At 45.6% G+C, this 25063-nt stretch carries 24 protein-coding genes; 4 read left to right on the top strand and 20 right to left on the bottom strand.

Features of this window, described 5'->3' with window-relative positions; all coding sequences use genetic code 11:
* Positions 1-18 precede the first annotated feature (18 nt).
* Genes H5647_RS12365 through H5647_RS12335 form a run of 7 tightly spaced genes read right to left on the bottom strand, consistent with a single transcriptional unit; the run spans position 19 to position 7516 of the window.
* Positions 19-441 carry a hotdog fold thioesterase gene (locus H5647_RS12365; protein ID WP_045858919.1) on the bottom strand — a complete coding sequence of 141 codons (423 nt, stop codon included), beginning with the start codon at positions 439-441 and terminating at the stop codon, positions 19-21.
* On the bottom strand, positions 438-1826 hold the full coding sequence (locus H5647_RS12360; protein ID WP_052692044.1) for an AMP-binding protein: 1389 nt from the start codon (positions 1824-1826) through the stop codon (positions 438-440). The genes H5647_RS12365 and H5647_RS12360 overlap by 4 nt, the downstream gene beginning before the upstream one ends.
* Positions 1819-2820, bottom strand: coding sequence for an enolase C-terminal domain-like protein (locus H5647_RS12355; protein WP_045858915.1), 1002 nt, complete (start codon positions 2818-2820; stop codon positions 1819-1821). The genes H5647_RS12360 and H5647_RS12355 overlap by 8 nt, the downstream gene beginning before the upstream one ends.
* Before the next feature lie 9 nt (positions 2821-2829).
* Complete coding sequence (gene menB, locus H5647_RS12350; RefSeq protein WP_045858913.1) at positions 2830-3681, bottom strand: 1,4-dihydroxy-2-naphthoyl-CoA synthase; 852 nt, start codon at positions 3679-3681, stop codon at positions 2830-2832.
* A gap of 10 nt (positions 3682-3691) precedes the next feature.
* A complete protein-coding gene (locus H5647_RS12345; RefSeq protein WP_045858912.1) occupies positions 3692-4426 on the bottom strand; it encodes an alpha/beta fold hydrolase in 735 nt (244 codons plus the stop codon).
* Positions 4423-6096, bottom strand: a complete 1674-nt coding sequence (menD, locus tag H5647_RS12340; RefSeq protein ID WP_045858910.1) for a 2-succinyl-5-enolpyruvyl-6-hydroxy-3-cyclohexene-1-carboxylic-acid synthase — start codon at positions 6094-6096, stop codon at positions 4423-4425. Before menD ends, H5647_RS12345 begins: the two co-directional genes overlap by 4 nt.
* Positions 6089-7516, bottom strand: coding sequence for an isochorismate synthase (locus H5647_RS12335; protein ID WP_082087046.1), 1428 nt, complete (start codon positions 7514-7516; stop codon positions 6089-6091). The genes menD and H5647_RS12335 overlap by 8 nt, the downstream gene beginning before the upstream one ends.
* A gap of 345 nt (positions 7517-7861) precedes the next feature.
* On the opposite strand from H5647_RS12335, the gene H5647_RS12330 reads away from it, so the two are divergent.
* Positions 7862-9010 carry an endo-1,4-beta-xylanase gene (locus H5647_RS12330; RefSeq protein WP_082087045.1) on the top strand — a complete coding sequence of 383 codons (1149 nt, stop codon included), beginning with the start codon at positions 7862-7864 and terminating at the stop codon, positions 9008-9010.
* Between the two features lie 130 nt (positions 9011-9140).
* On the opposite strand, the gene H5647_RS12325 is transcribed toward H5647_RS12330, so the two are convergent.
* The 10 genes from H5647_RS12325 to H5647_RS12280 all read right to left on the bottom strand — a co-directional run bounded on the left by H5647_RS12325 (position 9141) and on the right by H5647_RS12280 (position 18502).
* The gene (locus tag H5647_RS12325; RefSeq protein WP_052692042.1) at positions 9141-11432 is read right to left on the bottom strand and encodes a VWA domain-containing protein; all 2292 of its coding nucleotides are present in this window, start codon (positions 11430-11432) and stop codon (positions 9141-9143) included.
* 147 nt (positions 11433-11579) lie between these two features.
* Complete coding sequence (locus tag H5647_RS12320) at positions 11580-11936, bottom strand: hypothetical protein (protein ID WP_045858908.1); 357 nt, start codon at positions 11934-11936, stop codon at positions 11580-11582.
* A gap of 94 nt (positions 11937-12030) precedes the next feature.
* Entirely contained in the window at positions 12031-12249 is a 219-nt protein-coding gene (locus H5647_RS12315) for a SlyX family protein (RefSeq protein WP_045858906.1), read from the bottom strand.
* Between the two features lie 108 nt (positions 12250-12357).
* Positions 12358-12798: a YcgN family cysteine cluster protein gene (locus tag H5647_RS12310; RefSeq protein ID WP_045861342.1), complete on the bottom strand. Its 441-nt coding sequence runs from the start codon at positions 12796-12798 to the stop codon at positions 12358-12360.
* 5 nt (positions 12799-12803) lie between these two features.
* A complete protein-coding gene (locus H5647_RS12305; RefSeq protein ID WP_045858904.1) occupies positions 12804-13097 on the bottom strand; it encodes a YcgL domain-containing protein in 294 nt (97 codons plus the stop codon).
* Positions 13098-13150: 53 nt separating this feature from the next.
* The gene (gene rnd / locus H5647_RS12300; protein ID WP_045858902.1) at positions 13151-14326 is read right to left on the bottom strand and encodes a ribonuclease D; all 1176 of its coding nucleotides are present in this window, start codon (positions 14324-14326) and stop codon (positions 13151-13153) included.
* Positions 14327-14331: 5 nt separating this feature from the next.
* Complete coding sequence (gene recR / locus H5647_RS12295) at positions 14332-14925, bottom strand: recombination mediator RecR (RefSeq protein ID WP_045858901.1); 594 nt, start codon at positions 14923-14925, stop codon at positions 14332-14334.
* A 117-nt stretch (positions 14926-15042) separates the two neighbouring features.
* Complete coding sequence (locus H5647_RS12290; RefSeq protein WP_045858900.1) at positions 15043-15363, bottom strand: YbaB/EbfC family nucleoid-associated protein; 321 nt, start codon at positions 15361-15363, stop codon at positions 15043-15045.
* A gap of 12 nt (positions 15364-15375) precedes the next feature.
* The gene (gene dnaX, locus H5647_RS12285) at positions 15376-17454 is read right to left on the bottom strand and encodes a DNA polymerase III subunit gamma/tau (protein WP_045858899.1); all 2079 of its coding nucleotides are present in this window, start codon (positions 17452-17454) and stop codon (positions 15376-15378) included.
* 121 nt (positions 17455-17575) lie between these two features.
* Positions 17576-18502, bottom strand: coding sequence for an AEC family transporter (locus H5647_RS12280; RefSeq protein WP_045858898.1), 927 nt, complete (start codon positions 18500-18502; stop codon positions 17576-17578).
* Here H5647_RS12280 and H5647_RS12275 point away from each other — a divergent pair, their 5' ends adjacent.
* The gene (locus tag H5647_RS12275; protein WP_162926383.1) at positions 18503-18673 is read left to right on the top strand and encodes a hypothetical protein; all 171 of its coding nucleotides are present in this window, start codon (positions 18503-18505) and stop codon (positions 18671-18673) included.
* Between the two features lie 329 nt (positions 18674-19002).
* Positions 19003-20430, top strand: coding sequence for a cellulase family glycosylhydrolase (locus H5647_RS12270; protein ID WP_162926382.1), 1428 nt, complete (start codon positions 19003-19005; stop codon positions 20428-20430).
* Positions 20431-20741: 311 nt separating this feature from the next.
* Here the strand turns inward: H5647_RS12270 and H5647_RS12265 are convergent, their stop codons facing one another.
* A complete protein-coding gene (locus tag H5647_RS12265; protein ID WP_045858420.1) occupies positions 20742-21965 on the bottom strand; it encodes an ISL3 family transposase in 1224 nt (407 codons plus the stop codon).
* A gap of 123 nt (positions 21966-22088) precedes the next feature.
* On the opposite strand from H5647_RS12265, the gene H5647_RS12260 reads away from it, so the two are divergent.
* Positions 22089-23078: a hypothetical protein gene (locus tag H5647_RS12260; protein ID WP_045858893.1), complete on the top strand. Its 990-nt coding sequence runs from the start codon at positions 22089-22091 to the stop codon at positions 23076-23078.
* 362 nt (positions 23079-23440) lie between these two features.
* Here H5647_RS12260 and H5647_RS12255 read toward each other — a convergent pair whose 3' ends face one another.
* Together H5647_RS12255 and H5647_RS12250 are read right to left on the bottom strand one after the other, a co-directional pair.
* Positions 23441-23752, bottom strand: coding sequence for a hypothetical protein (locus H5647_RS12255; RefSeq protein WP_045858892.1), 312 nt, complete (start codon positions 23750-23752; stop codon positions 23441-23443).
* A 22-nt stretch (positions 23753-23774) separates the two neighbouring features.
* Positions 23775-25034, bottom strand: coding sequence for a S41 family peptidase (locus H5647_RS12250; protein WP_045858891.1), 1260 nt, complete (start codon positions 25032-25034; stop codon positions 23775-23777).
* Between the last annotated feature and the right edge of the window lie 29 nt (positions 25035-25063).

Genomic DNA, 25063 nt, shown 5'->3' with positions numbered 1-25063 from the left:
TTACGGCTAGCCCGTCACCTAACGAAAATCTTTAACCGCCAGGGTAAGCCTAGAAACACAGATAAGTTCGTCTCTTTCGTCTGTTATTTGAATATCCCATACGTGCAGCGTGGAACCGATTCGAATGGGCCTTACCGTTGCGGTTACCATGCCCTCTTTAACAGAGCGTAAATGGTTAGCGTTTACCTCTACACCAAAACAGTTTTTCTCGTCGCCTACCACAAGATGGCCGGCAATACTCCCAAGGGTTTCGGCCAACACAACTGAAGCTCCACCGTGCAAGTACCCCATAGGTTGCCGCGTAAAATCTTTAACCGGCATTGTGCCTTTAATATAATCGTCACCTATCTCCGTAATTTTAATATCCAAATGACTAACGAGAGTGTTCTCACTGAAAGCATTAAATTGCGCGGGTGTGGCCTGCTTTTTCCAAATACTCATAAAAGCCTTTCCTGTTGAATGCTCAACGCTAACCGACGTAACGCTTTGCGATTAAATTTTTGGCCTTGGCTTGCGCCTTCTCCGTTTGGTAAAAGAGCATATTGTCTTGGCACTAAATAACGGGGTAACGTTAGCTTTAATTCCCTTATTATTCCTTGAATAAATGCGTCGTCAAGTTTCTCGCGCCCTCTCAGACACACTAAAGCAAATGACGCGTTCCCAAATTCAGAATGGGGAACAGGCACAACAACTGCGGTTTCTATACTGTGTAATTCTCGTAACGCATGTTCAATTTCTTCGGGTTGTATGTTTTTACCACCGCTAATATATTGGCTATCGGTACGCCCCGTAATTACCCAATGGCCCTTATTCACTACAGCGCAATCTCGCGTATGAAACCAACCATCTTCGTCTCGCCCATCATTCAAGCGACCTTCAGACCAATACCCTAAAAAAAGGTTGCTCCCGCGTACCAGTAACTCACCGCTGCCCGATAGTTTAAGGGTATTGCCGTTAATAACAGAACAACGTCCACTAGGTGAGAGGGTTATTAATTGCGATGCGGTCTCGGTCATACCATAGGTTAACCAAAGTGGGTAGCCTCGCTGCTGCGCCTGCGCAATCACTTCTGGGTCACTTGGCCCACCGCCAATGAGTACTGCTTTTAGGGAATCCACCGAGCCGTTGCACACCAACAAGCGTTGCAATTGCGTGCTAACAAGCGAGGTATGCGTAATAGCCCAGCGACGTAGATTCTCTGCATCCTCCACAACACCACTTAAGACTAATGTTGAAGAAGACAGTAACGCTCTTATCACCTGTGCAAACCCTGCAATATGATAAAACGGTAAACTCGATAACGTTCTATCACCCGCATTGAGCGGTATGAGTTGGTTACACGCGTCGGCTTGAGTTTTTAAATTACACCAACCGTGATATACCAACTTTGGCGTGCCCGTTGAACCCGAGGTAAAAATACCTAAACAAGGTTCGTTCTGATCAAAACGGTCTATCGCTCGCAGGCTGCTAGTCGCTGAAGGCCGATAAGCGTCGTTCTCTAGGTGCGTTCGAGCGTCCACGTAGTGCCTTATAGCGAACGTCGACTGTAATAACGTAACGCGTGCTTTCGGAAGATTACAATCGATAGGGATGGCAATTGCCCCTACGCGTATCACCGCAAACATCAACGCAAGGCTCTTCCATGATCTATCCACAGCGATTAACACACGGTCGCCCGGCTTTAGCGAAGAAAGCCCTTGCCCAATGAATTCAACACTATTGTCAAATTCGGCAAACGAAAAAGACACGTTATCACCCAGCAAAAAGGGCGTAAACGTCTCAGGTAAAGCACTAACACCTAACAGGTGAGCAATAAAATTAGGCATGTGGGATCAACCGTTCTATCGGGGTCACGAAGCGCATATGTGACCGAGCACTGTAAGCATCCGTAAAGTATTTTAACGTGTCGAAACCATGGTATTGCGAACAAGGCCAGTTTTCCGCTAGCTGGTAGAGATACGCCATACCCACAATCGATTCAAAACTACTACTCAATACCGTTTCACATTGATGTAGCGCAGCCCAGCCACATAACGCTTTAACACGATGCGGCCCAAGCAACATTGGTTTTAACACTAAGGCGGTTAAGCCTGTATAGAAAACGGGCGGTTGTTCTGAACGATATAAACTTTCATCATAAGCAAAACGAAGATCAGTCACTGTCCCCCACTCACGGTATTCCTGAGCCACCGTTAGCGGCTCTTCAATCCATTGAATACGAGCGGTATCGATGTTTTTACTGAGCCATTCAATATCGGCGAGTGACCATTGCTGGTTCGCATCTAATCGAATACTCCCCTTAAATGAGGTTAAGTTACATATACGATCAATTCGAGCGATATCCTCTTTAAGCGGCAGCATTCCAACTTTCATTTTCACCACAGCAGAATCTTTTAACCCTTCGTCAGACACTAATGCTTCGCCTTTACCGCAATGATTTTCATACGTCAGTAATGTACACACATTTGACGGCGGCCGAGGGCTAGACTGAAGGCTAGAATGTGATTGAAAACTTTCTACGCTGCAACCAAGCGCTACAGAGGGGTAACAAGTATCGCCCCGACTAAATTCATGCAACGCCGACAACGTATGATAATTACTCTTCGAGAAAAACGTTCTAAGCTGAACAAGACATTGGGTTAAGCTTTCTTGGCTGAACCCCGGAAGTGGCGCTATCTCACTCCAAAATTTCTCTCCGTTTACTGTCCACTCCAGTAGAATGACTTCCCGGCTAAACGCAATACCGCTGGCCAAGTGTAACGGCGCCTTGTAGGGCAAGACAGCCCGGTATAGCATGAGAGATTCAATAGGCGATTCCAAAAACGTTTCCTATGGTTGCCTTTTAAATTTAGAAAAATCGGGTGGACGTTTTTCTAAATAAGCATTGCGCCCTTCCTGACCTTCTTCCGTCATATAAAAAAGCATGGTCGCGTTTCCTGCCAGCTCTTGTATGCCTGCTTGACCATCGAAGCCTGCATTAAACGCAGACTTTAAGACTCTTATTGAAATAGGCGATTGCTGCAACATTTCTTTTGCCCACTGCACCGTCTCAATTTCCAGCTGTTCTAGTGGAACAACTGTATTTACCAAACCCATTTCCAGCGCTTCTTTAGCCCCGTATTGACGGCACATAAACCAGATTTCTTTTGCTTTTTTGGGGCCAATTAAACTCGCCATATAACTTGCACCAAAACCGCCATCGAAAGAGCCTACCTTCGGGCCAGTTTGGCCGAATCGGGCATTCTCTGCTGCAATGGTAATATCACAAACTAAATGCAGCACGTGCCCGCCGCCGATCGAAAAACCCGCAACCATTGCAATAACAGGCTTAGGTACTGAACGAATTTCCTTTTGTAAGTCGAGAACATTTAAATGGTGCGTACCCGTATCATCTTGATAACCCGAATCGCCACGCACTCGCTGGTCGCCACCAGAACAAAAAGCCATATCGCCCTGCCCCGTTAACACAATAACGCCAATAGTTTCGTCATATCGGGCATCCGATAAGGCCGTGCGTATTTCCACAATTGTTTGAGGGCGAAAGGCATTACGCACGTCTGGCCGATTAATAGTGATTTTAGCAATGCCTTCGGCTTTCTGATAAAGAATATCGGTAAAACGCGCATCAGCTTCACACCACTGCAGTGCGGGTGTTACGGAACTTGCTGCTGGATTCGTCATAGTCTTCGCTCTACTGTTTAAACATTAACGTTAATTGTTTCGCTACGCTCTTCGCGTGTGAATAATGAATATTGTGACCCGCGCCCTTAATTATTCGATGAGTACCAACCCCTAAACTGCGGCCAACGTGTGTAAATTTACGGTCGTATTCGCCCGAAAGGTACGCTAAAGGGCATGTTAACGAACGAAGAAAACTCGAGTAATTGGGTTGATTTGCCAAACTAAAATTCAAGAGTTGCTCAGCCATTTTAAGACCATTAAGGTGACTTTTTTTCTGTATAAACTGTGCAATGGTCGAGGCCGTTAAACTGGAAAATACTGGCTGGCGATACCATGACAATAAAACCTCACCCAAGGGTTCGTTTTTAAAGGCATTCGCCCATTTTTTGTCAGACGCTAAACGCTGCGTTTTTTCATGCTGGAGGCTCAAGCCTGGGTGCGCGCTTTCTATCATTAAACCACGCAATGCATCGGGCGATTGCCGGCTAAGATACTGCGCAATGGCCATCGCAAATCGCCCACCTAATGAATAACCATAGAGATAGAAGGCCGTTGGCAGCTGGCCTTGCGTACTTTTAAACCAATCAACAACACACGCGTCGAACGTTACAGATTGTTTCACGCTATCGGGAAGCGTTAACACCACCGTGCTCACATTGCTAGGCAAGTGCGCGATAACCGTGTCAAAATCGGTTTTAGCGCCTAGAAACCCAGGCAAGAAAACGAGCGTTTTGGGGGCGGTCATAAGCCTACATTCAGCGCGTTCAGGTTAGCGTGTAAATAATCGGTTGTAACCGTATCGCTCTCGAACACACACTCTAACATCATAGATGCTGTGCCATTTAGCAATGTCGTTAGTGCCGTTTTAAACGATGGCATGTCATTGGCTTGTTGATAAGCCATTCCGAATTGAAGGCAAGCGCCATCGAACGTTTTCTCAGTGGGCATCACAAAAAGTTCGGTATAAGCCGCTTCATGAACGGCGGGTAATAAACCGAATATCCGACCACCGTTATTATTAAGTACGATAATTTTTAAAGGTAAAGCACTTTTTTCGGCGAGCGCCAGGCTATTTAAATCATGTAAAAGAGCCGTATCGCCAACGATTAAAATAATTTGCTTAATGGCCATTTTAGACCAACCCAAAGCAACCGCACTGGCCACAAGGCCATCAATGCCGCTCGCCCCTCGGTTAGTGTGTATCGGTGAATTCTTGTGATTAGCCGCGCAATAAGTATCGAGCATGCGGATGCTGAGGCTATTGCCTGCAAATATAGCCGCGTTGTCCAACTCGTTGCTCAATAGCGCCCAGCACACACCCGCCTCACTCCATTGGTTGGCCAATAACGCAGGAACAGCATCACGCACCCGACGACTTGCCTGCAGCAACCCAGCCGTACCGGAATGCACCAGTGTCGACGGGGCCACATAATGGTCTATCTCGCAGAATTTAATAGGGTATTGCATAGCTTTGTGGGTAGGGTCTAGATTTTTAGCGTGTTCTGCAAATAACCAATATTCACCTTCGCGCTGCGCTAACCAACGATTAAGGCGTTTGCTCACAATACGCCCGCCAAACTGCACCACACAATCGGCCTGTAAGAGTGCAAGATTATCGGGAGAGTGCAACAACACATCGGCATATTCAACCAGTTGAGCACTACCCGAAAACCGATACTGGCTTGCCACATCCGCTACAATCGGGCATTGGAGCAATTGAAGCCACGGCGTTAAGGCCAGCGCTTGGCTCGGCGTTAACGCGCCTAATACTACGATCGTGTTGCCCGCAGCGATGTTGTCGAGACGCCGGCTCAACAGCGGATTTTCAACTTTTTCAGAAAAGTTATTACAGCGTTTAGAACTGAAATCTGTCTCACGCAATACCGATAAGAAGCCCGCTTCGCGTGTTAAATATAGTGGTTCGGCAAACTGACAATTGAGGTGGATTGGGCCCGCGGTTGTTGCCACTTCGCCCAATAACGTTTCTATGGGGCTATCCACGGTAAAGTTTGCGGCGCTTAAAACATTGAGGCCAAATACGTTTTTCTGTTGAATGGCCTGATTGGCACCACAGTTCAGTAAATCGTCGGTGCGATCTGCCGACAACACCCATAGCGGTGTAGCCGTTTCATACGCTTCAATAATTGCGGGATGCACGTTAGCAACAGCGGTACCTGAAGTTGTGATGATAATCGTAGGAGATTCCGTGACTCGCGCAAGATTAAGCGCAAAAAAACCCAAGCCTCGCTCGTCGAAATGCGTATGCAATGTAATGCCCGGCAAGGCTTTTTGTGCGTAATACGCGGCAATAGCGAGGGGCGCGCTTCGACTACCTGGGGCAATACAAATATGTCGCACGCCCCACTCATAACAACCTCGTAACAAAGTTGCCGCCCACAGTCCATTTTCACGCATTGTAATGCAAGGCCACCGTGTCGCTCTGCATCATACTCGCGGGCGCTACCGTATAACCAAGAGCCATCAGCATAGATTCGATTTTACTTTCCAATTCATTCCATTCATCTAACGCGTTCGAGCCATCGACAATACCGACGCCAGAGTATAACCAGAGGCGTTTTTTATCCCACAAAGCCGAGCGAATAGCGACGCTTAGCTCACAACTTTTTTCTTCGATAATACCAACATTACCGCTGTACCAGCCACGACTAAGCTGCTCGATTTCGTTAATAACATGTTTGGCCGCTTCGCGTGGGTAACCACAAATAGCGGGCGTAGGGTGAAGTTTTTCATACAACACACCATTATCACTCGCGGCATGAACACTCGCCGTAAGCTTTTGATAACGGTGCTGTACACATCCAAGCTTTACAACTTCAACATCACCGAGAGTGACACCGCCCTCAATCACGGCATGTAAACTTTCATTAATCGCCTGCGACACCAAATGATGTTCATGAATCAGCTTTGAATCGTGTAATAGCGTATTTTCTAAAGCCTTATCTTCAACAATAGAACGCCCTCTTTTGACCGTTCCTGCCAAGGCTTCTGTTAGCACGTTGTTGTCTTCTCTACGAAATAAACGCTCAGGGCTGCAACCAAAAAATATCTTCCCAGCCGACTCAATAGCAAAAGTATAGGTATTGGGATTATTGCGCTCCAAGGCCTGAAGTGCGATAAAAGGGTTGGCCGGCGCCGACAATTTCAACATAACTTCGCGAGCCAGCACCACCTTTTTTAACTCGTTTTTACGGATACGCCCTAAGCTTTCTTTTACCTGTTCACGCCATAGTTCACGATCAACACTGTCGCTGCGAGCCTCTACTAGGCCTACGGGCGATGACGACTCTGTCACGCCACGCAGCGCCCGAACGATACTATGAATGGCCATCAATTGTTGTTGCCATTCACCGAAGGTCGCTGCGCGAAGATTAAACGCTAAACGAAATAGCCCGTGCTGCTCTCTAACCTCGATTAATGGCAGTACAAAACGGGCACCCGGAAAACCTTGCCATTGATGCGCGCCAGGACGACCATTAAAGGCACACCCCCCCACCCAACACGCTCCACTGCCGGCAACCCATTGCGCCGCCTGGGTAAATACCGCTGAGATATCACTGGGTTTAACGGCCACTAGTTCCGCCGCCACGCCAAGGCCGGCAACGGTCGTTGTGTTCTCACGATTGGAATAATAGCAACGCGCACTAGTCTTAATTGAAGCAAGCCAATCCAGCACGTTAATAGGGTGCATAGGCATTTCAATCCGCATAAGTTGCTGGCGAGTGAAACGACATAGCTCAAGACGCTTTTGTAACGACTCAAGGGCTGCGACTAGAGAAGGGAATGGAGGCTGGTCTGGACGCTCAAATATTGTCATTTGACTCTACACAATGTGGGAATATCCTCTAAAAACCTACCGTTAGCAGGCTACCGCTTTAGCACCACACTAGTGTAGCGACCCTTTAAAAAAGCTTGCTGACATCAATCAAATCTATGGGGAATTCGATAACGTAAGCCTAACGTTATTGTAAAATAACCGTCAAGCCTAACCCCTATCAATAGGCCGTTTTAAAGCCAATAGTAAAGGCCTCCGCCATTCTGCTTACTTGCGACCGTGTTATCCAACGGGAGCAGCATGACCGACAAGCGCCGATTACCTCATTTTCCTCGATACAACTTCATGTTAAAGTCGTAATGACAATAATATAAGGAAGACTTCATCATGCCCTCGCTAAGGCCATTGCTCTCACTGTGTTTGCTATTCCCAGTCATACTAACAGGCTGCAACGCATCCGCACCCAATGCGGCAGAAAGCCCTAACGCGCTTATGACCTTAAAAGAGCGCTACGCCGATTTTTTTCTTGTAGGGGCCACGGCCGATCTTGAGTCTTACATAACTCATTCACCCCTGTTAAAAAATCATTTCAGTAGTATGACCACCGAAAATGCAATGAAGTTTGAACAACTGCAAAACATTGAAGGTGAATTCACCTTTGAAACGGCTGACAACATGATTAACTTCGCGCGGGAGAATGGTTTGTCCACGCGTGGACACGCACTCGTATGGCATCGTCAAACCCCAGATTGGCTGTTTAACAATAGCGATGGTAAGCCGGTAAGCAAAGACGAATTGCTCAGTAAAATGCGTGCGCATATTACGACAGTGGTTAGCCACTTTAAAGGCCGTATTGAGGCCTGGGATGTTGTTAACGAAGCTATAATGGATGACGGTACCATGCGCACGCACACCGAAGAAGCCGACGACCAGAAGAGCGCGTGGTACGGCATTGCCGGAGAGGAGTATATTGCTGAGGCATTCCATACCGCTCACGCAGCAGACCCAAAAGCTAAACTTTTTTACAACGATTACTACAATTACATTCCGGCTCGCCAACAGGCCATTTTTAATTTACTGCAAACATTACTGAACCAAGATGTGCCTGTACACGGCGTAGGTTTACAAGCTCATATCAACACGATTCCATCTAACGATCCAAACCATCAGTCATCACAACAAAGCGTTAAAAACCTAGAAAAAGCCATTCAATTATATGCATCGCTCGGGCTTGAGGTTCACATCACAGAAATGGATGTATCGCTTTATATTGGAGGTTTTCCGTATACAGAAAAGGACTACTATACCGAAGCAAGTATTCCTGAGAGTTTAAAACTTAAACAAGCGGAGCGTTATGCGGCGTTCTTTGAAATGTTTCGTCGTAACAGTGATATTATTGCCAGTGTTACCCTTTGGGGAATTGCTGATGATAATACGTGGCTGTCTGAATTTGATTCTGGCCGAGCCGATTTCCCGCTATTGTTCGACACGCAACATCAACCCAAAAAAGCCTTCGACGCTATTATGAATTTTTAAAAGACGTAGGAGCTTCGAATACACAAACACCTCTGCATTCGCGTTAAGAATAGTGTGCTATTGCCTATTTTTACCGCGCAGCATACCCAGAAACAAGAATAGTACTCGGTATGTGTACGCGTCGAATGCGTTAACCTTTCGGTTCATCCTCGTCCATGTCATCGTCGTCATCAAGGTCGTCGATCAAGGTTGATATGGCTTCATCTAGCTCATCTTCAGCTAAATCTAGCCCTTGCGCTTTTAACATGTCAGCGACCATATCATCATCTTCAGCTTGCTCTTGATCTTCCTCTGGCAGTTCATCAGCCATGCTATCTAAATCATCTAGCTCTTCTGTGCTTTCATCTATAGGTGCTTCCGCGACTGGATCTGGTAGCGCTTCCATCGCGGGCTCAGGATCTAAGTCGTCGTCTTCATCGGGTGTCAATTGATCCATCACGGGCTCAAGATCTTCCATTGGAGGCTCTTCCTCTGCCTCATCCTCTGCACTCGACGCCTCACTTAAAGCCTCATCTTCGCTATCGCCCTCAGCCTTATCTTCGGCAGGCGCTTGCTCAATATTTTCGTCTGAAAACTGATCGAGAACATCATCATTTTTCCCCATCATTTTTTTATAAGCGAAAATACCAAGACCCAATAGCAATAAATTACCCACGCCTAAGATTGAATAAATCATCCACATAGGCACACTTTCGCTAGGCGACGCTTCAATATTATCAGCCTCCGTGCCATCGGCCGGTTCTGGTTGTTCAATGGCCTCGGTCGGAGCCGCGGTCGGCACGGGTGTCGCGCTGACGCTTACAACAGGCTCCTCTTCAAAAAAGGGGGTTTCCTCCTCAACAAACCCTCCATCTAATGAATAATGAAAACTTATTTCATTCAACGAAGATTCAAACGCATTACCGTCGGTATATAATCCTTTTATTTTAATCTGTGCTTTATACTCGCCTTCGTAATCAGGCAATAGCGTTGCTTTCCAAGTATCGAGATCGGTTGCGGTAAGGGGCCGTATTTTCTTTCGACCTTCGGGCGAAATAATTGTTGCGACTACCTGAGTATTGGGAATGTCGATGTTTTGATTAAATGAATTGGCAATCAATACATATTCAGTTTTTCCGTCGATAAAAACGTGTTTTACCTCTGCACCGAACTCTTGCCTAACCGTAAACTGATGATTAAATTGTCGTATGAAGGTTTTCCCATCGACAACAACACTAACTTGATAAATACCGTCTTTATTGAATGCCGGCAATTCCTGATGATACCGGCCATCACTTGGAACCGATTCGTCCGAAAGCGCCTTTACCCAAAATTGCGTTAAATCGAATTCATCGTTCCCAGCTTCCATAGATGCATCAATGGTCATTAAAGAAAGAAATTCTGGCCGATCAATTATCTTTCCGTCTTCCTGTAGAAAGAAATTTAAGGCTTCAACTTGGCCATCAAATACATTAAGCGGTAATGGCTTTACTCGTAAGTTTAAATTACTCACCACCGTTATTCGGCTGTCTGGCGCCATATCGGCCTGCACACCCCACTCGCCCTCTAAGGGGCGTTTAACCGTTATTAGGTCGTACTTACCGTCCCTATACCATTTAACGTCCGATGACTTTTCACTGTCTGAATAGATAACGCCATCCGGGCCAATTAGCGCCGTCTGCTCATCCGTTTTATTACGAAATATAAGCGCCGTAAACTCTTCAACACTCGAATCGATTACAAATTGATTATCGGTAAGGGGAACTTGCTCGGAGGGCACTGCTGCATCAAAGGTTTTTAAAAAAATACGCATCAAATCATCAGCGGTATGGGCAACTTCTGCCATACCGCCAGAAGTTAGCGATAATTTATTCATCAAATTTCTATCGGCGTTATCGGACAACGCGATGGTATGAATAGTGATGCCAGCATCCGACAATTTTGGCAGAACGTCATCAACAATACGCCTCCATTCTCGCTTGTTCACCTCTGGGGATTTATCAATATCCACCATGCCATCGGTCAATAAAATTATCGACGTTTTGTATTTATTATTCGCCGACTTTACATCATATGCCGATTTTTCAAGCGCCTCACCAATATTGGTATATAAACCAACTGAATTGATATCCTGCGCTTTATCTTGTGCCGCCTCCCGCCACTGTGTTGTTACAGGTTTGTGGGGCACAAGCATATTAATCCATTTGCCAAAGGTCCAAACGCCCGCTCGGCTGTTGTCCGGAAGCAATTGGACTAAAAGCTCTATCGCTGGCTGCCGTAAATTATTCGGATCATTACGTTTCATGCTGCCGGATACATCAATCACAAGACGAATATCAGGCGGCAATGAAGGAAGCGCGGTGCTATCAGGCTCTTGCGCCACGCTGACGATTGCGAAAAACAGGCCCACTAAGCCCACTGTTATACGCGTTACAATCATCATAGTGTGATCTGCATGCCCCCACGGCGAAGAATATAAGCTTTAGTTATTTATAGCAGTAAAGTTGGGGATATGCCGGAAGTTGCTGTGTTACAGAGGGCTTAACACAGGTATATAGCAGCCGCCTGCCGTGGACAGTGCCGCACCAATTTAACGGGTGGGCGCCATTTTTCGCTGGTGTAAGTACCAACGGACAACAAAAAATAAAGTGGAAAAAGCTACCGCTACGGCTACCGCCGCAAGCATAGGAGCTCCTGCGCGCCAAAATGCGGAAGCACCTTCAAAAAAGAGCTCTAGCAAGGAAATTAATAATGCCGGAGACAAGTAATCTTGCTGGGTATTGGTATACCACGGTACAACGATTGCGACACCAACGACCAACCGCGATAAATGTCGAACCTCTGGCCAAGGAATGCGACGCGTGGCATACCACCAACAACTGATTAATAACCCTGCGCCCAACAAATAATATAGCCAAGCATAAAGATATTCGGTTTCAGTCATCATAAGGCGATTGTCCTAGTACGTTGTCCCGTCAATGTTACGTTAAAGTGCAAAATTCTGCAGCGCCCGAAAGATCCAGCCGCAAACGTAGCGACCCTCAATAGTGTGGTGGGCGCTCATCATGCAGCGCCGCAACCGTCGTTTGACCTTGCTCTAGCTGATAAACGACATCATCAACTTTTTTATAAAGCAGATGTAATTGTTTTTGGAGGTCGTGAACCTCTTTGTCCAATGTTATAACCTGCTGATTTAACGTATTAATAGTATCTTCTTGGTACGCAATACGTGACTGTAAATCGTCTATTACCTCTGTCATGCCAACCTCATTGAACTCTTTTCATTGAACGTTTAGTTATGCTTGCGCACATTAAGTTTCGTGAGTGCGTAGAAAAAACCATTTTCACGACCTTATGTGCCTTTCCCACTACACCCAATGGATGACATGATCTTCCATATCATCGGGGTGCACCGAGTTTTCTGATACAACTTTACCCTTCACGGATATACCTGCAAGCACTACACTTTCTGTTGTACCACTAATAAGTGGATGCCAACTTGGTAAGGGATTACCCTGAGACAACAAGCGATAAGCACAAGTGTCGGGCAGCCAGTCAAAAACAGCTGGCTCTTCCGGTGTTAACACTAAACATTCCGGTACTAGCGTTTTTCGATTAGGGTAATCGATACAGCGACAAGTAGACTCATTTAAATTTCGACACGCAACGCGTGTAAAGTACAGCTCATCCGTGTCTTCATCCTCGAGCTTATGTAAACAGCACCGCCCACACCCGTCACAAAGTGATTCCCATTCTTCGCGAGACATCTGCTCAAGGCTTTTATCTTGCCAGAACCTCGATACAGCCATGGGCACTAACGTTGCCCCAGTTTCGAATTGGGTATTTTTTGCATATATTCTTCCGACGTTACACTGCTAGGCGGCATCTGCAAAAAGAAGTCTTGCGTTTCGATACCCTCGATAACTTTTTGAACATCGACTCTGGCCAGCTTTTTCTCAGGTGTTAGCAATAACGTCATCGCCAGTTCTGGCTGCCCAAACTGCTTTAACAAAGCCTCCGGTAACGTCAGCAAATCAAACCCTTTGCGCACGTACAAATACATGCCTTCTTTCTTTTTAGACCTAAAAATACTGGTAATAACTGCCATAAGATTACAACTGTTTTCAATTCAAAAAAATTGAGGTTAAACCGTTAAACAACTTAGTCGTCTAGTGACTGGATAGAACCAATAACATCTGCCAAAGGTTCTGCCACAATGGCGTATCGCCAACCACCAACAGTTGACTTTAAGTGTGATGCTATTTCGGCTGTATCGAGTGGTTCTTTGTGAATAAACGCTCGAGTAATCGCTTCGTAATCACGCTTTTTTAGCAAAATTTCTGGCGCTACGTCCAATTCCTCGGCTAACGCAACAATACGCGCGCGCATGGCTTTAACCCATTTGTTTTCACTGTTGGTTAACGGTTTATCCATTGCCTTAGGGTAGTCCGCAGGGTCGACAGCCATAGCCTCTTGTACAAGTTGAATAAGGTGCTCGCCGTCGGTACGTATCATCCGCTCTGCTATCCCGTCAAAACGGCGTAGCTGGCCAACATGATTCGGCGCTGTCATAGCAATATCGAGGAGTGAATGCTCTTTAACGACCCGATTACGGGGTATATCGCGCTGTTTCGCTTGTCGCTCACGCCACACCGCAAGCTTTATTAAAACACCCAATTTTTGCGGGTTGAGCTTCCATGCCTGCTTGAAGCGAACATGACATTTGTTTTCATCTTGATTTTCGAGATACGTTTGCAGGATATGCTCGCATTCCTCCGTCAACCAAAAAAGCCTATCCACGTTTTTCAGTTTTAATACCAGTATTTTGGCCAACTGAAATAAATCTTCAACATCGATAGCCGCATATTCAATTTGCGAGGCGCTTAAGGGGCGCTGCAACCAATCCGAACGAGTTTCTGTTTTAGGTAAATCTTTATTTAAAATAGCCTTAACTAGATTGCCATACCCTACTGAGAAACCGTAACCACATAAAGCCGCTGCAATTTGTGTATCGAATAAATTCACAGGTACAACATTGAGCAACCGTTGAAACACCTCAAGATCTTCCGAGCACGAGTGCAGCACTTTAATGATAGTAGGATTGATCAGTAATGCAGCAAAAGCCGAACAATCAGCAATGGCGACAGGGTCTATCAAATAATTGGCGTTACCATCATTCACCTGGATAAGGCCCGCAATAGGGTAGTAAGTTTGGCTGCGCATAAACTCTGTATCCACAGCAAGAATGTTACTCGCTTGCCAGCGTTGACAGAGTTCGTTTAGAGATTTTTCTGTATCAACCCAATGAATTTCTTGGGTACACAATGATTGTGACATAAATTTTAAACTTCTCTTCGGCTGGAAAGCGCATGCGCAAGAGTTCCGCCATCGATATACTCTAGCTCGCCCCCAATGGGTACACCATGAGCAATACGCGACACTTTTATTCCATGTTTTTTTGCTTTTTCAGCAATATAATGAGAGGTGGCTTCACCCTCAATCGTGGGGTTGGTCGCAATAATAAGTTCGTCTATCTCTTCTGTTTGAAATCGATTATTTAAAATATCCATACCAATTTCTTTCGGCCCTATTCCGTCTATGGGAGATAATTTTCCCAACAAGACAAAATATACGCCAGAAAATATACCAGCCTGCTCTAACGCTAGTACATCCGCAGGCGTTTCCACAACACATAGTAGCTTGTGGTTTCGCTTTGTGTTGGCACAAATATTACACAGCGCTTGTTCGGTTAATGTTCGACATTGATTGCAGCGTGTGACAGACGCTATCGATTGTTGAAGTGCTACGGCTAATTGACTGGCGCCTTCTCTATTGTGTTCCAATAAATTCAACGCCATTCGTTGGGCAGATTTAGGGCCTACCCCAGGAAGAATGCGAAGCGCGTGTATAAGCTGGTCAATTAAAGGAGAAAACATAGGTTATAAGGGGCTCGCTTTCGATAAAAGTAACATTACACAGTAGCCTGTTTTGTTCGCGATTCATTTTAAATGTGTACGCCACACCGAACCGTTTTACATCTTTCGTGCCCAAGACTAAAACGGCATTTTAAATCCTGGAGGCATTTGCATGCCTCCCGCTAAATCACCCATTCTTTTTTGATTCTCAGCCTCTACACGCCGAACAGCATCATTAACGGCCGCCGCGAGCAAGTCTTCCAACATCGCTTTGTCTTCGGTCATTAAACTCGCATCAATGGCGACCGCTTTGACATCATGGCGGCCCGTCATAACTATTTTTACCAAACCGGCACCAGACTCGCCGCTTACTTCAATACCGGCAATATCGTCCTGCATTTTCTGCATTTTTGCCTGCATTTCCTGAGCCTGTTTCATTAAATCGCCCAAGCCTTTCATATTAAACCTCGTTTAGTCATATACTACAGATTGATCGTCCAATACTGCTCCAAATTCTTGTTGCAGTGTTTGTACAATGGGGTCGTTCGCTAATAAGCGTAATGCCTCTGCATAGTTTTCCGCTTTCTCTCGTTCGAAACATTGCGCAGGCGTTTCCGTCCCTTCTGGCAGCGCCTGAAGATGAATATCGACTTTTATTGATTGCTGGAAATAATCACTCAGCATCCCGCCCAATCGCTGACTATGAGAGCTATCGAATAAACTCCCTTTATTTTCATCGAGCGCAAAAAATAGGTGGGATTGTTCCGCACCTAGAAACACACAATTTGCTGCAGTACTTTGTAAAATACCGCGAATGCTAAGGTGACGAAAAACATGCACCCAACTAACAGGGTTTAAATGTTCTAGTGCAATTTTTTCTGGCCTATCGTTCTCAACGCTTTTTTTTGTAGCTGCCACGACTCCCGACTGATGTTCTGCGGACACCGGAGAGGCAGCTGTTACAGCAGCCATTGCCACAGGCTTAGGCGCAACAATACCCTCTTTTCCCGTAATAGCTTTAACCTGTGCTTTTAACTGCGCCTTGATGTCAACGCTGTTATCCCTCTCAGCTCGAGAGGGATTAACCCCCGACTTTTCATTAAGAATATTCGCGAGATTGTCTGTCGGCGATAGCTTTTTAGTGGGCGTGGCCGGTCTCTCTAATACGGGAGCTGTAGCTGCTGGCATAGCCGGTACCGACTCGAACTCAACACCCGTAATGGCAGCGTTTTCTAGTTGGCAGGCCATTAACGGCGGATTGTTGCTCTCTATCTCTGCCGAAGAAACGGGAGCATTAACTGGCGCTATAGGGCCTGAAACCGCCGCTTCGGATACCCGCATAACAGGCTCCGGCTTTATTGCGGTTTCAGTCGATGGCTTTTTTGGGCTGGCAAGACCCTCCGCGTTTGACGGCGCTAATGATGGCTGAGCTGAACCCAGCGGTTGGGAAGGCACGTCCACAACCCCTTGCGGTTTAAAAGCCAGCATGCGCAGCAATGTCATTTCGAAGCCACTGCGAGGCTCGGGTGCGAGATTAATATCTCGCCGACCAATAAGTGCCGTTTGATAAAATAACTGTACGTCTTCCGCTGGTAGCTTCGACGCGAAATCAAGAATTTGCGTGCGGTCGCCAAAACTATTATCTAAGGCTTCAGGTAAGGCTTGCGCAATTGCGATTCGATGTAACAAGGTTAACAAATCGGCTAACGCACTATTAAAGTCTGGTGCGTGTTCGGCAAACTTGGCCACGGCTTCAAGAATTTTCTTGCCGTCCGACTCAATTAAGCCTGCCATTAAATTTTGTATCAGTTGGTGGTCAATGGTGCCCAGCATGGCGGCAACATCGGTCTCACCAATTTTACCGCTACCATAAGCAATAGCTTGGTCAGTTAAACTGAGTGCATCTCGCATACTGCCATCGGCACCACGCGCCAACAACCACAATGCAGACTCTTCAAAAGGCACAGCCTCTTGCGCTAAGACGTGCTGCAAGTGGCCAACAATGCGCTCGGAACTCATATTCTTAAGGTTAAACTGTAAACAACGAGACAAAATTGTGACGGGCAATTTCTGAGGGTCTGTTGTGGCCAACAAAAATTTTACATGCTCTGGCGGCTCTTCCAACGTTTTTAACAACGCGTTAAAGCTGTGATTAGACAGCATGTGCACCTCATCGATGAGGTAAATCTTATAACGACCGCGCGTAGGTGCATATTGAACGTTGTCCAGTAGCTCGCGGGTATCCTCGACCTTGGTTCGAGACGCCGCATCAACCTCAATGAGATCGATAAAGCGGCCTTCACTAATCTCGATACACGCACTACATTCCCCGCAAGGGGTCGACGTAACACCAGCACCGCAGTTAAGGCATTTAGCCAAAATCCGCGCAATGGTTGTTTTACCGACACCTCGTGTTCCCGTAAACAAATACGCATGGTGCAGGCGATTATGATCTAAAGCGTTGATAAGAGCCTTGAGCACATGCTCCTGCCCTACCATTTCTCGGAAGTTCGCGGGCCGCCACTTACGGGCGAGTACCTGATAGCTCATTGAATTATGAGTCTCTCGTTAGCTGAAAAAAGGCGATTATACCTGCGCAGAGGGGTAATGTCCGAACCTTCTCTCTACAGCTATTATTGAACTCTGAGTAATAAAAACAGGGCCCATTGGTCTATATAAGCTTGTAATACCCTAGCCAAATGAGACCCAACGTAATAGTGATAGGTGAAAGCAATGTTGAAAGCGTGATAATTTCGGCTGACATTTGTCCGTGCGGTGTCATCTGTCTACTCATGATATAAGCCGCAGCCGCCGTTGGTGACGCCATCATCAAAAAAAGTATGCCTAGGGCTTCGCCCCTCAAACCGACTAAAATCGCAACCAATACAATTACAAGCGGCACCATAATCAGTTTCATTCCGGCGGCTATCAGCACCTCCCATTGATTCCCCCTGATACTCTTCCAGTCGAGACTCGCGCCCACACACAGCAAGGCGAGCGGCAACGTTAATTGAGCAAAATATTCGCACGACACCCATAACACTGCCGGCGGCCGAAACCCCGCAATAGATGTGAATAGAGCTGCAACAATGGCGATAACCAACGGATTTTTAAGTAAATGGAGGAAAGCACGCCAATAATGCGTGCTTAGCAAAATAACCACCACAACATTATAGAGAATGGTTAGAAAGGCTAAATAAACGCCCGCGACCGCCAACACACCTTCACCGTAAGCATTTACACACAACGACAAGCCCACAACAGCCATATTGCCCCGAAACGCACACTGCACAAATACCCCCCGCTTCGATACTGAAACCACAGCCGGTGCCAACAGCCACAGCGCAACTACACAAATAAGCGTTGCTATAACAGCAAAATAGATCAACGAAAAATCAAGGCTTTGCGATAGCGGCTGAGCCACCACACTGAGGTACAGAAGGCATGGCATAGACACATTAAACACCAATTTATTTGCCACGCTTATAAAATGGGTATCGAGTAGGTTTATACGCTTAAAGAAAACCCCCGCCAGCAACAAAACAACAATGGGGCCAGTGACATGGAAGGCCGTCAAGAAATGAGCAAATAATGACAAATGAGACTCTCAGCTGGATTGAAAGGACACCGATTAAAAACCGAACCACAACGCATAACCGAGCAAACTGAAGAAAAAGCAGGGCAAATAGTTATCGTCAATTTAACTATTATGGCGGTCGACCTGCCACATTTTACTCGCCAAGCCGGCGTAAAACTGACCTTTTTTTAAAAAAATCTCATCGAATATTAAAAGCATCAAGACTTTTTTGAGCAACCGAAACTTTACGCTATCTCCTTCGAAAAAGCCTAATACCGTCACGTATACATCAATAAAACACCAGAAACAGAATACCCTTACCCAAGGAACCCTGTATTTTACAACCCCTAATAAGCCGCCACAGTTCACACAAACGGTTTTATTTGGCGCGATTATCATTTAATATAAAAAACAGTTGTGGCCAGTGCCGCAAGCTGACGTAGTGTTTTTTGAGGCTATAGAACGCACCGCGCACCTATGCCAAACAACACTCTAAAAAAGATAATAATGAGGAATACGTTTTGCGAAATCTTAAGAGAATTTCCCTTATTGCCACTATGGTGGCTACCATTTTCACTTCATCCGCTGTTTTTGCGGGCTTTAATGTAACCGGTAACATTTTAACTGATGGCAACGGAAGTCCATTCATTATTCGCGGGATTAACTACCCACACGCTTGGTTTGCAGACAAAGGGGCCACCGCATACCCCGCCATGGCTGCCACCGGTGCCAACTCAGTTCGGGTTGTTCTTTCAAACGGCGTTAAGTGGTCTGCAACGCCCGCTTCAGAAGTAGCCAACCTCATTAGCTTGGCGAAAGCCAACAACTTAATTTCTGTTGTAGAAATACATGACACGACGGGTTACGGCGAAGAATCTGGAACATCGTCACTTGCGCAGGCTGTCGACTACTGGATATCAATCAAATCCACTCTCGTTGGCCAAGAAGATTACGTAATATTGAACATCGGTAACGAGCCTTTTGGCAACTCCTCCTCTACAAGCGACTGGGTGAACGCTCACAAAGACGCGATTGGCCGCCTACGAAACGCAGGTTTTAACCATACTTTAATGGTTGATGCGCCCAACTGGGGCCAAGACTGGACGAACGCCATGCGCGATAACGCTCAATCAGTATTCGATGGCGATTCAAAAAGCAACACCATCTTCAGCGTTCACATGTATGAAGTGTACAACACTCGCAGCGCAGTAGAGAGCTACATGAATACGTTTGCAAACAACGGTTTGCACTTAGTAGTAGGTGAATTTGCTGACAACCACTTTAACGAAGATGTTGCCGATGAAGCCATCATGGAGCTAGCGCAAAACCACGGCTTTGGTTACATGGGCTGGTCTTGGAAAGGTAACGGCAGCGACCTTGGCGCGCTAGATATTGCAAACGATTGGTCTGGCGGCAGCTACACCACCTGGGGACAAAAGCTCGTTAAGGGCACGCACGGTCTCGATGCAACAGCGTCTATCGCATCCGTTTTTGGCAATGCTCCTACTAGCTCTTCAAGCAGTTATTCATCCAGCTCATCGCAGAACTCTTCTAGCAGCTCCTCCTCTTCAAACAATAATGGTTCAGCTGCCCAACAATGCAGCTGGTACGGCACCTTAACAACCGTATGCGTAAATGACTCTAGCGGCTGGGGATGGGAAAACGATGCTAGCTGCGTGAGTGCGAACGAATGCGTCAATGCAGGCCAAACACTGGTGGGAACAACGCCTAGCTCTAGCTCCTCTAGCAGTTCCAGTAGCAGCTTCTCAAGTAGTAGCTCTTCTAGCAGCAGCTCTTCTAGCAGCAGCTCAAGTAGCTCCTCCACTGCCAGCGGTGGAACGTGCAACTGGCACGGCTCGAACTACCCGCTATGCACCTCCACTTCAAGTGGCTGGGGCTGGGAAAACAACCAAAGCTGTATCGCATCCTCTACCTGTAATACACAGTAATCTGTAACGAGTATTACACACTAATTTAAAACCTGTTTTAGATCTCTCGATTACCTCCACCACGATCCTCTTCGTGCTGGAGGTTTTTTTTGCCTGTTGCTTAATTCAGGAATCAGAAGTGCAACAGGGCACGGCAAGAACACCGATCACTAAGCCCCCTACAGGCCACACCTGCGCATTAACACATACGGCTCCATCTTCGTATGACGCGTGCGAAAACGTAGTTCACGAAGGAATAACTACACCCACACCACCGCTTGAACCAAGAAAAACAACACTGTATATTAAAGGGCCTTCCCCTATTCGGGTGGCTAGATTTCTGGCATCAGGTCCAGCCCGCCGAGATGAAATAAAATTGCAGCCTTAAAACGGGCCTTATTCCTAAAACCTTTCGCTTTTACTTTTAGCATTTTTATTCTGCTATTTATACTTTCTGCACCAGCATTATTCTTTTTATTTACGATGGCGTTTATTATCCCCCATAGATTCTTCTTTATGCTTTTAGCTACCGATTTTATAGGATTGAGGCGGCTTCTTATCGCCCAGCTGTACCATTGCTTCCAAGCTTCTTCAGCCCATATACGATCATCATAATTCCAGAGCTCCATGGCATACTCCTTTATCGCCCATGCGCGTGCAGTCTTCTTTGCTACAACGCTTAATGTTGAAATCTGTACAGAATGAATATCCTTTAGATTTTCACGTGATCTCAGCCATGCAAATTTCGATCTATGGAGCTCTAGCTTGTGTTGTTGCGCGACCATATTGGCTTCACTTTTACGAACACTATTTAGAGCCTTATTTAAGTCCATCGCAACATGGAACCTATCAAAACATATCGCTCTTTCCCAGTGAGGAATATACTCTTTGGTGGCATAAATATAGGACGGACTCATATCCATACTAATCGTTTCAACTGATTGGATTTGCTTGTCACTTAATCCTGTAAAAAATGCGTTTAAACTCGATTTTTTGCGATCTTCTTGGACATCTATTACATGCCCATGATCATTAGAAACAATGGTCACATATTCATGTCCCTTTTTGCTGCAGACCTCATCGACAGCTAGGTTTTGAATATGTAGATGAGACCGTCTTTTTAGGCCTCGCTCTACAGCCCGCTTCATTATTCCATCGGCAGCATTCCAGCTAAGCGCCAGCTTCTTACTGACGGCATTAATACTCGCCTCTTGAAGCCAGGAGATTACATAAGCCTCAAACATCAAGGTGAAACTTGATCGCTTATCAGCCCAGGGGATATCAGCTTGCAATACACCGTGCGTGCGACATTTAGAGCGAGGGATATTCGCGTGAACGAGAGTGCGAAATTGACAGCTATCGAGATGGCGCCATGTTCTTGTTCTGGTGTCATGGCGACTACATCTGGATTCACACAAAGGGCAGGTTAAATGTTTGTCGCAATCGTATTCAACGTGGACGTGAACGGTGTTGTCACGCTCATCTAGCTGAACTGATTCGACAAACCAAGGAGAAGAGATTGATAATATTTTTTCGTAAAGAGAAAGCTCGTCCATCACTGAAAACCAAGAAATAAAAGGCTGGGATTCTAGGGGAGTTTATTAGGAAAGGCTAGAAAGCCACCTGAATAGGGGAAGACCCATATTAAAAACAGCAAAAGTTAACTCAAGGAATGAGCCATGCCCCGCCCAAGGAAGCAACAAATCTCACTAGATGCCACACCCTACTATCACTGCACATCTCGCTGTGTGCGCCGCGCGTTTCTTTGCGGCCTAGATGCGTTAACCGGTAACGACTACGAACACCGCCGACAGTGGGTTGAAGACCGTATTGTATTCTTGGGGGAAGTGTTTTGCATTGATATCTGTGCTTACGCCGTAATGAGTAATCACCACCATCTGGTATTGCATATTAATGCCGCAGAGGATCACACGTTAAGCGATTTAGAGGTAGCCAAACGCTGGCACACCCTTTACAAAGGTACCCCCTTAACGCAAGCGTTTGTAAAAGGTGGGCCGTTAGATGACGCCCAGCGGCAGGCCGTGAAAGAAAAGCTGGACCAATGGCGCTTGGAACTCGCCAGCATAAGTCGTTTCATGTGGGCTTTAAACGAACCCATTGCCCGCAGGGCAAATGCAGAAGACCACTGCACAGGTCGCTTTTGGGAAAGCCGGTTTAAATCACAGGCGTTACTGGATGAAAAAGCACTCGCCGCTTGCATGGCTTATGTCGATTTAAATCCTGTTCGAGCCAAAATGGCGACAACCCCAGAAAGCTCGGAACATACCTCTATAAAACGGCGTATTGAGGCCCTTAAAGCGGCTAACACTCACCCCTCAACCCAACCTTTAAAACTGGCTGAATTTGTAGGCAACCCAAGAGAACCCATGCCCCAAGGCTTACCCTTTCACCTGAAGGATTACATTCAGCTCGTGGACATAACAGGCAGAGCGATTCGAGAAAACAAACGTGGTTTTATCGACAACAACTTGCCACCCATTCTAGAGCGATTGAATATAACCAGCCGCGAATGGCTCACACTCACCACCCAGTTCGAATCCACATTCAAAAGCTTAGTCGGCTGCAAAGCAAAACTCATGCTCGCTGCCAAAGCTCTAGGATTGAAAAGAAGACCGGCCTTCGCGAATTGCGAAGCCATTTTCCACTAACACCCCATCCTGCAATAAACCCTACCTTTCTCGAACCTAGAGAGCGGCTAGACTCGTCTGAAACTCAGAAAAATCAAATATTTCACGCCAAAAACAAACAGTAATGAAATAGCGCCTATGGCGTGATGAGTTTAATAAAAACCACAACTAAACTGATTGTTTTTCTCTTAACGTGGCTGTCCGATTATTTGCTATTATCTCTATTTTTAATTTATTAATAAATTGCACCCTCTATGGAGCACAGGGACCATAACGCCTGCAGCACCTGCACAAATTGTGACGCGCCTTTTGGTGTATTGTGAGCAACGCGAACACCAAAAGGTGCGTTGCAGTTTGTGTCAGGTGGCTGCATTTGTTAAGTTTTAGCTCCGACACTTGTAAACTTCTCCATCATCGCAGAATTTTGACCTTAGAATGAGGACACCTTTATTGATTTCTTCAAACTCTAGGCGTACTTGACAAGAAGATAAAGGTTTTGTTGGATGATATTGCAAGCTCTTCCCTTGATCGAATACGTTACTTGGCTCTCCCATTACCTTTAATACATTTGCTTTAGAGCTACCATCCTTTAGCGCCATACAATTCGCTATATTTTTTCCACCCATATAGTATTCATACGGGTTAAAAACAAAGAACAAAAACACCAGAACGATAAATGAAACTACTATTTTCATATGAAAGAACTTAACGCCGCATTCAGCGGTTTGTCCGCTGGAATGCTTTGTTATAATCTGCTTTGCTTCCAGCAATATCATTTAAAACCCACTCCAATTGACGATCATTATTTCCGATATACTCGCTTATGGAATGCTCTATTAAAACATCCGGATATAGAGCATCTTTATCGTCTTTTGTGAAGTGATACAGGCGCTTGGAATAAGTGACATCAAGCTTAGAGTTGGGCAGTTTAAACTGTCCCATATCTTGGTACCCTGATGGCATTGCACCCGTTGGCTCGCCAACTAACTTAGCATTAAGTAATTGGGAAAATTGTGCAGCATTACTCATGGCTGCAGAAAAAGTCACATTATCAATAAGAACATAAACACCTGATTTCCAATTTATAGAATCAGCCAACACTAAGAACTGGGCAAGCTTTAGCCCAACAAAAAAATTTCCTCCATAATTATCTCTAAGGTCAATTATCAAGTTTTTAGAGTTATGGGTGTTGATAAAATCAAGTAAATCTTCCGCCAAGTTTTCCATTTTTGAAATGGATGTATATCGTCGAAAATTGACATATACAGTTTTATTGTCAGCCGATGGTCCAAACCAAAGATCAGAATCTATTTTTTTGTATGGAATAAATATGTTTTTTTGTCGGTATGTTAGATTTTGACCAAATTTCGGTGATTGACTCGAGGTTAGCCTATAAGTAGCGGTTTTGTTGGAAAGTTCAAAAACAAAATCAGCCTCATGAATATTTGAAATTATTCCTAAACCGTTTAGAACCTCAGCCTTCGGTATATACTCTGCAACTCTTGTCATCGTAGAATACTCGTTTTCAGAGAATGGAGTAATTTCAGAGAACTTTTTTATTATTTCGCTTGATGAGATACCATCGATAGAGTTCAGTCGGGCACCTAGCAAATAAGCTTGATCATCGGTGCTTTTCACGCAATAGATATTTCCATTGAATACCTTTAACCCTACAGGGAAACTATTTAGTAACCGACCCCATAGAGGAAAGGAAGTATGCCCATCGTTAATTTCATTTGTTAAGCGCATCAATTCAACGACCACTTCATTTTCAGTTTTTCCTGAAAGTCCTCGCTTAACATTTTTTATTTCAGTTTCAAAATAATCTTTTGAAACTGAATGAAATGGATCAATGTGATGCAACAATATTCCCGCTGAGTAGGTATCTATATCTTTCACCCACCTCCCAGTATCGCTCTCAGTCATTGCGAATAAATCTAACGAATAGAGTAGAGTCAGAAATAATAATTTTTTCATAATTGTTCGAAGTCCAAATGTAAGCGCCA

The organism is Teredinibacter purpureus (assembly GCF_014217335.1).
GTDB lineage: Bacteria > Pseudomonadota > Gammaproteobacteria > Pseudomonadales > Cellvibrionaceae > Teredinibacter > Teredinibacter purpureus.
Note: the sequence above shows the minus strand (reverse complement) of the source record. Positions and strands in the feature narration are given on the sequence as shown.